At 62.5% G+C, this 14,133-nt stretch carries 10 protein-coding genes; 6 read left to right on the top strand and 4 right to left on the bottom strand.

What is annotated here, in order from left to right; all coding sequences use genetic code 11:
- Positions 1-108: 108 nt before the first annotated feature.
- The 4 genes from I2G43_RS04375 (at position 109) to I2G43_RS10640 (ending at position 3,611) form a co-directional block, all read left to right on the top strand.
- The gene (locus I2G43_RS04375; protein ID WP_195535235.1) at positions 109-801 is read left to right on the top strand and encodes an AzlC family ABC transporter permease; all 693 of its coding nucleotides are present in this window, start codon (positions 109-111) and stop codon (positions 799-801) included.
- Complete coding sequence (locus tag I2G43_RS04380) at positions 791-1,114, top strand: AzlD domain-containing protein (protein ID WP_195535236.1); 324 nt, start codon at positions 791-793, stop codon at positions 1,112-1,114. The genes I2G43_RS04375 and I2G43_RS04380 overlap by 11 nt, the downstream gene beginning before the upstream one ends.
- Positions 1,115-1,256: 142 nt before the next feature.
- On the top strand, positions 1,257-2,279 hold the full coding sequence (locus I2G43_RS04385) for a 2-keto-3-deoxygluconate permease (RefSeq protein ID WP_195535237.1): 1,023 nt from the start codon (positions 1,257-1,259) through the stop codon (positions 2,277-2,279).
- A 189-nt stretch (positions 2,280-2,468) separates the two neighbouring features.
- Positions 2,469-3,611, top strand: coding sequence for a sensor domain-containing diguanylate cyclase (locus I2G43_RS10640; protein WP_195535238.1), 1,143 nt, complete (start codon positions 2,469-2,471; stop codon positions 3,609-3,611).
- 110 nt (positions 3,612-3,721) lie between these two features.
- Here the strand turns inward: I2G43_RS10640 and I2G43_RS04395 are convergent, their stop codons facing one another.
- On the bottom strand, positions 3,722-4,657 hold the full coding sequence (locus I2G43_RS04395) for a DMT family transporter (protein WP_195535239.1): 936 nt from the start codon (positions 4,655-4,657) through the stop codon (positions 3,722-3,724).
- Positions 4,658-4,756: 99 nt separating this feature from the next.
- Positions 4,757-8,503 carry a phosphoribosylformylglycinamidine synthase gene (locus tag I2G43_RS04400; protein ID WP_195535240.1) on the bottom strand — a complete coding sequence of 1,249 codons (3,747 nt, stop codon included), beginning with the start codon at positions 8,501-8,503 and terminating at the stop codon, positions 4,757-4,759.
- 184 nt (positions 8,504-8,687) lie between these two features.
- Between I2G43_RS04400 and I2G43_RS04405 the strand changes: the two genes are divergently transcribed.
- On the top strand, positions 8,688-10,250 hold the full coding sequence (locus I2G43_RS04405; RefSeq protein ID WP_195535241.1) for a cation:proton antiporter: 1,563 nt from the start codon (positions 8,688-8,690) through the stop codon (positions 10,248-10,250).
- Between the two features lie 121 nt (positions 10,251-10,371).
- Here the strand turns inward: I2G43_RS04405 and I2G43_RS04410 are convergent, their stop codons facing one another.
- Positions 10,372-11,121, bottom strand: coding sequence for an SDR family NAD(P)-dependent oxidoreductase (locus I2G43_RS04410; RefSeq protein WP_195535242.1), 750 nt, complete (start codon positions 11,119-11,121; stop codon positions 10,372-10,374).
- 225 nt (positions 11,122-11,346) lie between these two features.
- Positions 11,347-12,690 carry a homoserine dehydrogenase gene (locus I2G43_RS04415; RefSeq protein WP_195535243.1) on the bottom strand — a complete coding sequence of 448 codons (1,344 nt, stop codon included), beginning with the start codon at positions 12,688-12,690 and terminating at the stop codon, positions 11,347-11,349.
- A 249-nt stretch (positions 12,691-12,939) separates the two neighbouring features.
- On the opposite strand from I2G43_RS04415, the gene I2G43_RS04420 reads away from it, so the two are divergent.
- Positions 12,940-14,106, top strand: a complete 1,167-nt coding sequence (locus I2G43_RS04420; RefSeq protein WP_195535244.1) for an ABC transporter substrate-binding protein — start codon at positions 12,940-12,942, stop codon at positions 14,104-14,106.
- Positions 14,107-14,133: the final 27 nt, after the last annotated feature.

Genomic DNA, 14,133 nt, shown 5'->3' on the forward strand with positions numbered 1-14,133 from the left:
GCGTTGTTCGATCCGGTGGCAATTGTAGGTGAACTCGGTTGCCGTCGGACGATAATTCTGCCGCATCGTTACATGCGGCTCGGATGCCTTGTCGGGATAAGGAACGTTATGGTGTTCAAAATCGTTAAAACTGTCTGGCCGGTGATGCTTACCTATGTTGCGATTGGCGCGCCGTGCGGAATGATTATGGCGCAGACGGGGATGGAGCCCTGGATGGTCTTTGCCCTGAGTGGCACGTTCGTGACAGGCAGTGGGCAGTTTATGATCTGCAACCTGTGGCTGGCGGGCGTGCCGGCAGCATCGATCGTCGCAAGCGTCGCCGCGATCTCCTCACGCTTCGCACTTTATTCAGCATCGATCGCACCGCATCTGACGGGTGCCTCGAAGCGTCAAACGCTGGCGGTTGCCGCGACGCTCACCGAAGAGGCGTACGGCATCTCGCTAGCCAAGTTGGTCGAGGGGGATGACTGGGGCCCACGCGAGTCCTTTGCGCTCAACGTGATCCTCATCGCAACTTGGGGCGTCTCATGCACGATGGGCGCCGTTGTCGGCGCCGTCATCGATGTTCCCACCGCTATTGCAGGTTTTGTCTGCACATCGCTCTTTATCTGCCTGCTCTTTTCGCAGCGATTGTCGCGCGGCAATGTCGTGGCCGCCGTTTTGGCTGCGGTATCCGTCGCTATATGCAAGTTTTTTGGGTGGACGAATGTCGCTGTGCCGGTGAGCGTGCTCGTCGGTGTCGCCGTGGCACTCGTGTGCGATGCCCTTACGGATGGAAGGGGTGCCCGCGATGCCCGTTAATGAGTTTTTGGTCCTGTGGCTGTCGTCGTGGGCGGCCATCGCGTTCTTCCGCATCGCCCCGGCGTTTGCCTTGCGTGGACGAACGCTGTCGCCCCGCGTTACCGAGGCCCTGGGCTACATTCCTCCCGCTGCCTTTGCCGCGCTGGTTGCCAACGACTTGGTGAGCCCCGGGGCATTCGATGCGGGACTGTTGCCGGGTGTGGTTCCTTGGATCGCGGCCGCCGGCGTCGTGGTGGTGGCGATAAAGACAAAATCGATGTTGTGGTGCTGCGTTTCGGGCATCGTGCTCTATATCGCCTTGAGTCTCGTGTAAGGCCAAGGCGCGCTTGCCGCCTTGGCCTAACGAATCGAATTTCTCATCGAGCTGGTCTGCTTCTTCTGGTACCATGGTCAAACTTTACTGTAGCAAAGCATGACGTGGGCTTTTGTTCCCCGTCAGCGGAAATGGGGGTTTCATGGCGCAGGAAGCAACCGTCAACGAGCAAAAGAAATTCAAGGTCCCGCGTATCCCGGGCGACATCATGATCTATCCCATGATCGTCGGCCTTTTGCTCAACACCTTCTGCCCGCAGGTCTTTGAGATCGGCGGCTTCTTTACGGCTGCCTGCCGTGGCGGCTCAAATACCATCGTCGCCGCGATTCTGCTCTTCGTGGGTGCCGGTATCAGCTTTAAGTCCACGCCGGGCGCTATCAAGACCGGCATTGTCGTGCTGATCCCCAAGCTCGTCGTAGCGGCGGCTCTCGGCTTGGGCGTGGCGTATTTCTTTAACGACAACTTCCTGGGCCTGAGTTCCGTGTCCATTATCGGCGGCATCACGTTCTGCAACATGGCACTCTATACGGGCATCATGGGTGAGTTCGGCGACGAGTCTGAGCAAGGCGCCGTGGGCATCCTCTTCTTTACGGCCGGCCCCGCCGTTACGATGATCATCCTCGGTGTCTCGGGTCTCGCTAACATCCCACTGGGCACTATCGTCGGTTCTATCCTGCCGCTCGTTATCGGCATGGTCCTGGGCAACCTGTTCCCGTTCATCAAGAACCTGCTGGTTCCTGGCACCAATCCCGCAATTGCCGTCATCGGTTTTCAGCTCGGTGCGTCCATGAGCCTGTCGAGCTTCATCACCGGCGGCATCTCGGGCATCCTGCTGGGCCTCATCACGCTCTTTATCGTCGGTCCTATCACCTTTGTCTTTGAGCGCCTGTGCGGCGGCAACGGCAAGGCTGCCGTTGCCTGCTCCACCATCGCCGGTACGGCCATGACCACCCCGGTCGCTCTCGCCGAGGTCGCTCCGCGCTATGCCGAGCTTGCGCCTACGGCGTACGCCCAGATCGCCACTGCCGTTATCATCACGGCGATCATGGCCCCGATCCTGACCGGCTGGGTCGACAAGAAGTTCTGCCAGGGCAAGGAGGACCTGTCGGTTGCCGGCGTCGAGGCTATCGAGGAGGCTGTTGCGACCGATATCGACGGCGAGTAGTCGCCTGTTCGAATCAATGAAATCGGCGTGTGCAATTCACGCCATCCGAGCGCCCGTACGGCATCTGTTATTCAGTGTCATTCGGGCGCTCTGCTATTATTCCCTTTACCCCTGGGAGTAAGGGGTGTTTGCTGTCCGAGTGCGTCTCGGGCGATTTTGGCCACTTGGATATAGAGGGGATGGAGCCTGGTGGTTAAGGCACTCAAGATCGAGATATTTATGCTGTGCATGATTATTCTTATCGGGCTTGCCGCGCGAAGTCGCCGCTCCTTGTTCTCGAGCACCCAGCAGCTATTGTTTAGCATGCTCGGCTACACCTCTGCCGCCTACATTTTCTTCGATATGATCTGGACGCTCTCGGACGGCATGAGCACTCCTGTGGGCATTACAGCCAACTGGATTTCCAACGCGGTCTCGTTTTCGCTGTTCGCCATCGCGTGCCTCATTTGGTTCTTCTATTCCGAGACGATGCAGGGCTCGCGATTCCTGGCCACGCGCTACAGGATGGCATTCGTGGCATTGCCTACGGCGGTAGTGGTCGCCCTGGCATTTACCAGCTACTGGACACACACTCTTTTCTATATCGATGCGCAAGGCGTGTATCGTCGCGGTGCAGCTTATATGATTCAGCCTATCGTTAGCTACTGCTACGTCATATATACGTCCTTGCATGCCTTTGTTCAGGCTCGAAAAGTCGAAAGCCTGCAAAAGAAGGCCATTTATCGCACCCTCGCCTTTTTCGCGGTCCCCGCTCTGGTGGGCGGTACCTTTCAGGTCGTATTTTCGGTGCCCGGCCTTTGCGTCGGCATAATGGTCAGTATTTTGCTGCTCTATATCGTCTACCAGGAGCAGCTGATCTCGACTGACCCGTTGACTGGACTCAACAACCGTAACCGTTTTGAGACCTATATGCTGTCGCTGTTCTCGGGTGCTGACCAGGCCGATGATGTGTATCTGCTGATGATGGATGCTGACGGCTTTAAGCAGATTAACGACCACTATGGACATGTCGAGGGCGACCATGCCCTTCAGGTTGTTTCGAAGGCGCTCAAGGACGTCTGTTCGATGTCCGGCGGCTTTATCGCGCGCTATGGCGGCGATGAGTTCGTGGTGCTCCAAAAGGCAGCGACGGAGCATGATATCATCGGCCTGTGTACGGCAATCAACGATGAGTTGGCGCGTGCCGAGGTGCCGCATTCGTTGCGGATGTCCATCGGCTATGCCCGGGTCGGCGATGGTGTCGATACCTGGCAAGACCTGCTTCGCGCCGCCGATGCGGAGCTCTATCGCGTCAAGGGCGAGAAGAAGAAGGCCGGCGTCCAGATACGCTAGAAAAGGGGGCGCACGACCGTTGTGCTGGTCGTGCGCCCCTTTTGCGTTGGTGGGATTAGTAACGGCTGTCGAAGATACGCCTCGTCTTGTTCTCGGAACGGGGTGGCCTACTAGGCCTTTTTAGGTTTGTTGACGATGATGATGCCGCCGCAGACCAACAACAGGGCAACGATAACGGTAACGGGGCTCGTACCGGCGCCCTCGCCGAGCAGCAGCGCGCTCAGCAGTACGCCAAAGACCGGATTCATAAACCCAAAGACCGAGACGCGGCTGACGGGGTTGACGGCAAGCAGACGCGACCACAGCGAGTAGGCGACCGCAGAGATAAGCGCCATATAGATGATGAGCGCGATGGCGGGGACGATCGCCGTGGGGGAGAGCATGCCGCCCATCAAAAAGCCGATCGCGGTGAGGACGAGGCCACCGACCAAGAACTGCCACCCGGCAAGCAAAACGCCGTCGTGCTCGCGCGAGAAGATGCCGATCAGGCAGGTCGAAAGGGCGCCTGCGACGGTGGAGGCCAGGATAAAGCCCTCGCCGTCGAGCGTAAAGCCAAAGGTACCATCTGCGCCCGAAAGGTTGACGAGTGCGACGCCGGCAAAGCCCAGCACGCAGCCGAGCACCTTGGCCGCATCGAGCTTTTCGGTGCGAAACGCCAGGGCGGCAAAGAGGATGGCTAGGAAGTTGGCGCTGGCCTCGATGATGGAGCTCGACATGGCGCTTGCTCGGGAGAGACCGAGGTAGAAAAAGAAGTACTGGCCGATGGTCTGGAAGAGCGACAGCGTGAGGATAGGTTTGACGTCGCGAGCCTGCGGAACGAGCGGACGGCGCTGTGCCGCGCTCATCCCAACGATGACCAAGGCGCCGGCAAGGGTGAAGCGCAGGCCCGCGAAGAGCAGCTGCGAGGCGCTATCGTGTGCCGGGATGCCAAAGAGCGCGTAGCCGATCTTGATGCAGGGAAAAGCCGACCCCCAGAGTGCGCAGCAAACGAGGCAGCCCAGGATGAGCCCGGGCAGGGTGGCGAGATACGGCTTGCGGCTTTCCATGATGTCCTTCCTACATGCGCGAAGCAAAAAAGAACCCGCCACCGGGAGTGCCGGTGGCGGGTGATGTTACCCGATGGGATTGTACCCGATGGGAAAGGTTTAGGCGAAGTAGGCTACGCCGCTCTCAAAGATGGGCATGAACTTATCGCCGGGGACATGCTCGGGCACGTTGCGGTACAGGTTGTCGCCGCGACGCTCGGCGTGGCCCATCTTGCCCAGGACGCGGCCGTCGGGGCTCGTGATGCCCTCGATGGCCAGCGCGGAGCCATTGGGGTTGACGGAGAGGTCCATGCCCGGCTTGCCGTCTTCGCCCACGTACTGCGTGGCGACCTGGCCGTTGGCGATGAGCTGGGCGAGCACCTCGTCGTTGGCGACAAAGCGGCCCTCGCCGTGGCTGATGGCGACGGTGTAGGGGTCGTCGAGGCTGCACTGCGACAGCCACGGGGACAGGTTGGACGAGATGCGGGTGCGCACCAGACGGCTCTGGTGGCGGCCGATGGTGTTGAACGTCAGCGTGGGCGCATCGGGCGTGGCGTCGACGATGTCACCGTAGGGCACCAGACCGAGCTTGACCAGCGCCTGGAAGCCGTTGCATATGCCCAGCATCAGGCCATCGCGGGCCTTGAGCAGGTCGCGGACGGCCTCGGTGACCTCGGGGGCGCGGAAGAACGCCGTGATGAACTTGGCTGAGCCGTCGGGCTCGTCGCCGCCCGAGAAACCGCCGGGGATCATGACGATCTGGCTTTGGCGGATGCGGCGGGCAAGCTCATGGGTGCTCTCGGCGACGGCCTCGGGCGTGAGGTTATTGATCACGAAGGTGTCGGCCTCGGCACCGGCAGCGCGGAAGGCACGGGCGCTGTCGTACTCGCAGTTGTTGCCGGGGAAAACGGGGATGACCACGCGCGGGCGGGCGATCTTGGCGCCACCGTACACATGGATATCCTTTGCGCGGAAGTCGATGGTCTCGACCTCGGCGGTCTCGCCGGCGCTGCGGTAGGCAAAGACGCCCTCGATGCCGCTCTCCCAGGCCTCCTGGAGCTCGGAGAGCTCGATGACCTCGGAGCCGGTGTCGATGACATAACCCTCGACGGTGGTACCCAGGGGCTCGACGACAACGCCGTCGGCGACCTCGGGCAGCTCGGCGTCCTCAGCGAGCTCGACGATAAAGCTGCCGTAGAGCGGGGTGAAGAGGCTCTCCACGTCCACATCCTCGGCAAGCTCGATACCGATCTGGTTGCCGACGCACATCTTAAAGAGGCTCTCGGCGCCGCAGCCGTAGCCGGGCGTGGAGACGGCCAGGGCGTCACCGGTAGCGGTGAGCGCCTCGACGGCGTCGAACGCTGCGAGCAGCTGCTGGGCGTCGGGTCGGTAGTCCTCGCCGTAGGTGGCGGGGGCGATGCGGACGACGCGGTGCGTCAGGCCCTTGAACTCGGGGGAGACGGCGCGGGCCGCCTTGCCCACGGCCACAGCGAAGCTGATCAGAGTCGGCGGAACGTTGAGCTCGCCGGCCTCGTCCTCAAACGAGCCGCTCATGGAATCCTTGCCGCCGATGGCACCGGCGCCCAGGTCGACCTGGGCCATGAGGGCGCCGAGTACTGCAGCCATGGGCTTGCCCCAGCGCTCGGCCTCGGTGCGCAGGCGCTCGAAGTACTCCTGGAAGGAGAGGTAGGCGCGCTTGTGCTCAAAGCCGGCGGCCACGAGCTTGGCGATGGACTCGACCACGGACAGGTAGGCGCCAGCAAACTGGTCGGCTTCCATCAGGTAGGGGTTGAAGCCCCATGCCATGGCGCTCGCCGTGGTGGTCTCGCCGTCCACGGGGAACTTGGCGACCATGGCCGAGCTCGGGGTGAGCTGCGTCTTGCCGCCAAAGGGCATGAGCACGGTCGCGGCGCCGATGGTGGAGTCGAAGCGCTCGGAAAGGCCCTTGTTGGAAGCGACGTTGAGGTCGGTGACGAGCGAGGTCATGCGCTCGGCGAGCGTGGCGCCGGCCCAGCTGGGCTGCCACACGCTACGGGCGCAGACGTGGGCGACCTGGTGCTTGGGTGCGCCGTTGGAGTTGAGGAACTCGCGGGACAGGTCGACGATGGCGACACCGTTCCAGGCCATGCGCATGCGCGGCTCGGCGGTAACCTCGGCGATAACGGTCGCCTCGAGGTTCTCCTCGGCGGCGTAGCCCATGAACTCCTCGACGTCACCGTCGGCGACGGCACAGGCCATGCGCTCCTGGGACTCGGAGATAGCGAGCTCGGTGCCGTCCAGGCCGTCGTACTTCTTGGTTACGGTATCAAGGTCGACATACAGGCCGTCGGCAAGCTCGCCCACGGCGACCGAGACGCCGCCGGCGCCAAAGTCGTTGCAGCGCTTGATCAGACGGCAGGCATCGCCGCGGCGGAACAGGCGCTGCAGCTTGCGCTCGACCGGGGCGTTGCCCTTCTGGACCTCGGCACCCGAGGTCTCGATGGACTCGGTGTTCTGGGTCTTGGAGGAGCCGGTGGCGCCACCGATGCCATCACGGCCGGTGCGGCCGCCCAGCAGGATGATCTTGTCGGTGGGGGCGGGGCACTCGCGACGAACGTGGTTTGCCGGGGTAGCGCCCACGACGGCGCCAACCTCCATGCGCTTGGCCACGTAACCGGGGTGATAGAGTTCGTTGACCTGACCGGTGGCAAGGCCGATCTGGTTGCCGTAGCTGGAGTAGCCGGCGGCGGCAGTGGTCACGAGCTTGCGCTGCGGCAGCTTGCCCTCGAGCGTCTCGGAAACCGGGACGGTGGGGTCGCCGGCGCCGGTGACGCGCATGGCCTGGTACACATAGCTGCGGCCCGAGAGCGGGTCGCGGATGGCGCCGCCCACGCAGGTGGCGGCACCGCCGAAGGGCTCGATCTCGGTCGGGTGGTTATGGGTCTCGTTCTTAAAGAGGAACAGCCAGTCCTGGTCCTCGCCGTCGACATCGACCTTCACCTTGACGGTGCAGGCGTTGATCTCCTCGGACTCGTCGACATCGGTCATGACGCCGGTCTTCTTAAGGTACTTAGCGCCGATGGTGCCCATGTCCATGAGACAGACGGGCTTGGCGTCACGACCGAGTTCGTGGCGCATCTCCATGTAGCGGTCGAAGGCCTGCTGCACTACGGCGTCGTCGATCGTCACGTCGTCCAGGACGGTGCCGAAGGTGGTGTGGCGGCAGTGGTCGGACCAATAGGTGTCGATCACGCGGATCTCGGTGATGGTGGGGTCGCGATCCTCATCGCGGAAGTACTGCTGGCAGAAGGCGATGTCCGCCTCGTCCATGGCAAGGCCGCGCTCGGAAATAAAGGCGGCAAGGCCGGCCTCGTCGAGCTCGCGGAAACCGTCGAGTACCTCGACGGGCTGGGGCTCGGGGGTCTCCATGTACAGCGTCTCGGGCAGGTCGAGCGAGGCGATGCGCGCCTCGACGGGGTTCACCACGTAGTGCTTGATGGCATCGATGGCGGCCTCGTCCAGAGCGCCCGAGATCATATAGACCTTGGCGGAGCGCACGGCGGGGCGCTCGCCCTGGCTGATGAGCTGCACGCACTCGCTGGCGGAGTCGGCGCGCTGGTCAAACTGGCCAGGCAGGAATTCGACGGCAAAGACGGCGCCATCGCTTGCGGGGAGCTCGTCGTAGGTCACATCGACCTGGGGCTCGCTAAAGACGGTCGGCACGCAGGAGCGGAAAAGCTCCTCGTCGATGCCCTCGACGTCGTAGCGGTTGATGATCCTCAGGGCCTCGATGCCCTTGATGCCGAGAATTTCGGTCAGCTCGCCCTTGAGCTGCTGAGCCTCGACGTCGAACCCGGGTTTCTTCTCCACGTAGATACGAGAGACCATTGGTTCCTGCCTTCCTGATCGGTTGGGCGTACGGTACGGTATGCGGCAGCGGTCGGTTTACGGGGCAAGCCTCGCGGTCGCCTTGAGCCACATGTTTGTAAACCTCACTATGATACGACAGCTCGCGGCGCGTTGAGGACGGCGAGGGTGCTACAGTGGGGCTCAAACAAGAGAAAGGCATCACATGGCATTCGTTTCGCTCGCCATCATCGCACTCGTGGCCTTTGCAAGCCCCTTCATCGCCTCGGCGATTCCCAGAAAGCCCATTCCCGAGACGGTCTTTTTGCTCGTGCTCGGCGCGGTGCTGGGACCCCATATGCTCGGCGTCATCCATGTAGATGCCGAGGTCTCGCTGGTGTCCGAGCTCGGTCTGGCCTTTTTGTTCCTGCTCGCCGGCTTTGAGATCGATCCCAAGAGCATCACGGGCGTCGAGGGCCGCTACGGCTTGGCGACGTGGGTCGTCACGTTTGGTATCGCCTGGCTTGCTGTGCGCTTTACCCCGTGGTTCTCGGTCAGTCATTTCGACGGTATCGCCGTGACGCTTGCCCTCACTTCCACGGCGCTCGGCACGCTCGTACCCATCATGCGCGAGCGCTCGCTCACTGGCACGCGTGTGGGCGACTCCATCCTTGCCTATGGCACGTGGGGAGAGCTCGGTCCCGTGCTCGCCATGTCGGTGCTGCTGTCTGCCCGCACTGGCATCCAAACGCTCGTAATCCTTGGCTTGTTTGCGGTGGTTTGCGTGTTGCTTGCCGTGGTCCCGAGCCGCTCCAAGCGCGTCGGCAGCCGTTTCTTTGCGTTTGTCGAGGAGCGCGCCGATACCACGTCGCAGACCTTCGTGCGCCTGACGGTGCTCATCCTGGTCACACTCGTGGCGTTCTCGGCCGTCTTTGATCTCGACATCGTGTTGGGTTCCTTTGCTGCTGGCTTTGTCCTGCGCTATATCATCCCCGAGGGCAATCACACGCTCGAGACCAAGCTCGATGGTCTGGCCTATGGCTTTTTGATTCCGGTGTTCTTTACCGTGTCGGGCGCAAAGATCGACCTGACGGCCGTGGCGTCGCGTCCCGGGCTGCTCGTGGGCTTTATCGTGGCACTGCTCATCATTCGCGCCGTGCCCATTCTGGTCTCTATGAGCATCTGCCCCGAGACGCGTGATGTCTCGGCGTATGGCCGCATTACCGTTGCCCTGTACTGCACCACGGCGCTGCCAATCATCGTTGCCGTGACGAGCGTGGCCGTCAACGCCGGCGCACTGTCACAGGATGTTGCGTCGGTTATGGTCGCCGCCGGCGCCATCACGGTGTTCTTGATGCCGCTGCTCGCGCAGCTCTTCTACCGCGTGGTCGATGCCGCGCCGGTTGCCGCCGTGGCAGAAGTTGCCGAGCATCCTTCCGATGCACTCGATATTCTGCGCGCCCATCACGACCTGGCGAGCCTGCTCGCGCGCGAGCATGAGCTTTTGACCTCTCACGGTCACGGCCGCGCGCTCGACGGCGTGCCTACGATCGATACCATTGCCGATCGCCTTTCGGCCGAGGCGGCAAGCGGTCGTATCGATGCCCGTATCGTTGACGCTGCCCATCTGCTGGCCGAGAAGACCTATGGCGACGAGATCGACCCGTCCAAGCTCACCCCGCGCGAGCGCCGTCGCCTGGAGCGCGCCAAGCTCGCCGTGCGCGAATACCGCCGCCGCATGCTGGAGCTCTACGCAAGAGAAGAAGCCGAGGACGACGACGGCAAATAGCAAGGAATACCGGGATACAGTTTCCGCCCAAATAAAAGAAGGCGCGCTGTCTGCATCGATTGCAGGCAGCGCGCCTTTTGCGTAGGGCTCTGTTGAAGGATAAGGCCGAAGCCTGTGTCCCTTAGGAGCGGGCGGCTCCGTCGACGGGGAGTACGGCGCCCGTGACGTAGGAGGACATGTCGCTCGCCAGGTAGACGAAGGCGTTTGCGACGTCCTCGGGCTCGCCCATGCGGCCGAGCGGGATGGTGGCGACGAGCGGCTTGATGACCTCGTCGGGCAGGGCGGCAACCATGTCGGTCCTGGTCACGCCGGGCGCGACGGCGTTGACGCGAATGCCCTTGGGGGCGAGCTCGCGCGAGAGCGACTGGACCATGCCGTTGACGGCGAACTTGGACGTGGGGTAGCCGACGCCGGAGGGCTGACCATACTTGGCGACCATCGAGGTCGTGGTGGTGATGGTACCGCCGTGACCGGCCTCGGTCATGATCTTGGCGGCGGCGTGGTGGCCGTTAAAGACGGCGGTCACGTTGAGGTCCATAACCTTGGCGAACTCCTCGGCGGTGTAGTTGAGCAGCGGGGTGCTCTGGGAGATGCCGGCGTTGTTGACAACCGTGTCCAGGCCGCCCATGTCGGTGGCTGCCTGGGTAAAGGCCTCGGTTACGGCCTCGAGCGAGGTGAGGTCGCAGGAGCGGCCCCAAACCTTGGCCTCGGGATAGGCTGCGGTCAGTTTTTCAACGGCGGCGTCGGCGGTCTCCTGGCGAGAGCCAAAGACGGTGACGGCAGCGCCTTCCTCAATAAAACGGCAGGCGATGGCGTAACCGATACCGCGCGTGCCTCCAGTGATGATTGCTTTCTTACCCTCGAGCAACATGGTGCCTCCATTCTTCGGGGGTGTGGACATACGCAGCACAGCATAGTGGCGGCCCAAAACGAGCACGTTCGCTTATCGGTGAACGGTACCCCCGGTTGCCAATGAGCGGTCGAGTTGTTCAAACGTAAGCCACGCCGATGCGCCCCGAGCGCGCAAACAAAAGGGCTCCCGTCCAAGATCGGACGGGAGCCCCTCAAACAAATATGTCGTATACCGAAGACCGGACTAGTTGGCCATGACGCCTTCGGTCCAGGCCTCGACGTCCTCAATACGCAGGACGTTGGCGACCTCGGCCACGCAGTCGACGCCTGCAAGCTCGGCGGCGGCAGCCTGGACGTCCTTCTCGAGTGCGCGGTGCGTCAGGAAGATGACCGAGCAGGTGTCGCTGACGCCCGATTTGCCGTCCTCGACCTGGTTGATGAGCGAGATCGAGATGTTGTGCTTGGCGAAGATATCGACCGTCTCGGACAGGGCGCCCACGCGGTCGGCGACCTTCAGGCGCACATAGTACTTGGTCTGGAGCTCGTCCATGGGCTTAAAGGCGAGGTTGTGGCCGTAGGGCTCAATCTCGGGCAGCGGTGCCACGCCGCGGCTGATCTGCTCGGACAGCGACAGAATGTCGCCCACGACGGCGCTCGCGGTGGGGAAGGAGCCTGCGCCGGCACCGTAGAACATGGTCTCACCCACGGCGTCGCCCACCACGTAGACGGCGTTCATGGCGCCATTGACCTTGGCGAGCATGTGATCGGCGGGGATGAGCGTGGGATGCACACGGACGTCGACGCCGGCATCGGTGTTGCGGGCGATGCCCAGCAGCTTAATGGTGTAGCCGAGCTCGCGGGCCTGGGCGATGTCCGCGGCGCCGATGGTACGGATGCCCTGCTGGTAGACGTCGTCGGTGGTCACGCGGGTGCCAAAGCCGATGGAGGCGAGGATGGCCGTCTTGCTGGCGGCGTCGAAACCGTCGACGTCGGCGGACGGATCGGCCTCGGCGTAACCCTTGGCCTGGGCGTCGGCGAGCACGTCGGCGTAATCGGCGCCCTCGGCGTCCATGCGCGACAGGATGTAGTTGGTGGTGCCGTTGAGGATGCCGGCGATGGTCAGGATCTTGTTGCCCACCAGGTCGTGCTCGAGCGTGCTGACGATGGGGATACCGCCGCCGCAGCTTGCCTCGCACTTGATCTGCACGCCGCACTCACGCGCCTTCTCGGCGAGCGTCTCGACATGACGGCCGAGCAAAGCCTTGTTGGCAGAGACGACGTGCTTGCCGTTCTCGAAGGCCGTGGTGAAGATCTCGGTCGCGGGGTGCTCGCCGCCGATCAGCTCGACGACGATGTCGACGGCGGGGTCGGTGACGACGTCATGCCAGTCGCTCGTAAAGGCCTCGCGCTCAATACCGGCGGCTTCGGCCTGCTCCCAGGCAAGCGCGCAGGCGCGGGTCAGCTTAAGGTCGATGCCGTAGGCGGCCAGGTACTCATCGTGGTGGCTCTTGATCAGACGGGCCACGCCGCCACCGACGGTTCCCAGACCGATCAGGCCGACGTTCACGGTGCGCAGGGGTTCGCTCATAGATAGCTCCTTCGTGCATCTGTATGGATGATTGACCAGTTAAGGTTGAGTGCATTCTAGCGTGAACCGAGAGCGCGTGCTTGCCAGGCAACAGGAGCCGCTCAAAACGCTACCCCCGAAACGCTGCGGAAACATTGGAAACACGCTCGCTACAAACGAAGTTCCGTAACAAACTGTCAACGTTTGAACCATAAGGTTTGCCCTGTACCGCAAGACGGCCGCACCGCGGCCAGCGAAAAGGGGGACACCATGTTCAACATCAACAGCACGCTCAGCCGTAGGAACTTCCTCGCCGGCGCCGTCGCGCTCGGTAGTACCGTTGCGCTTGCCGGTTGTTCGTCGGGTGGCTCGGATGGCGGCTCCGCCGATGGAGACGGCGCATTCAAGATCGGTGTCATCGGCCCTTTGACCGGTGCCGCGGCAACCTATGGTGTCTCGGTCGAGAAGGGCGCCAAGCTCGCCGTAAAGGATTTCTCGACCAAGGACCTCAAGCTCTCGCTTAAGTCCGAAGACGACGTCGCCGACGGCGAGAAGGCCATCAACGCCTTCAATACCCTGTGCGACTGGGGTATGCAGGCGCTTGTCGGCCCCGTTACCACCGGTGCCGCCGTCGCCGTTTCGGGCGAGATTGCCGACGACATGCTTATGGTCACGCCTTCTGCCTCGTCGCTTGACGTCACCAAGGACAAGACCACGGTCTTCCAGGTCTGCTTCACCGATCCCACCATGGGCACGAGCGCTGCGAAGTTCTTGGCCGAGAAGTACGCAGACGCCAAGATCGCCCTGTTCTACAACTCCGGCGATACGTATAGCTCGGGCGTTGCCGATGCCTTTGCCGAGCAGGCCAAGGAGTCCAAGCTCGATATCGTCGACACCGAGACCTTTAAAGACGACTCTTCCACGAGCTTTACCAACCAGTTGACCAAGGCCAAGGAGGCCGGCGCCACGCTCATCTTTGCGCCCATCTACTACACGCCGGCATCCGTCCTGCTCAAGAATGCGAGCGACATGGGCTACGACATGACGCTCATGGGTACCGACGGCATGGACGGCCTGCTCTCCGTCGAGGGCTTCGACACCTCGCTTGCCGAGGGCGTGCTGCTCATGACGCCGTTCTCCGCCGATGACGAGAAGAACGCCGACTTCGTCAAGGCATACAAGGAGGAGTACGACGAGACCCCCAACCAGTTTGCCGCCGACGCCTACGACTGTGTCCACGCTATCGCCGAGGCTATCGACAAGGCCGGCATCGACACGACGGCCGACGGTGCCGACATTGCCACCGACCTTGCCAAAGCCATGCGTAAGATCAAGATCGAGGGCTTGACGGGCGAGCTGACGTGGAACGACGAGGGCCAGGTCGAGAAGCCCGCCACGGCTTATGTGATTCAGGGCGGCAAATACATCGCCGCCTAAGTGCGCATGAAACGCGACCGGTGAGGC

It is taken from the genome of Collinsella aerofaciens (assembly GCF_015557435.1).
In the GTDB taxonomy this organism is placed as follows: domain Bacteria; phylum Actinomycetota; class Coriobacteriia; order Coriobacteriales; family Coriobacteriaceae; genus Collinsella; species Collinsella aerofaciens_Z.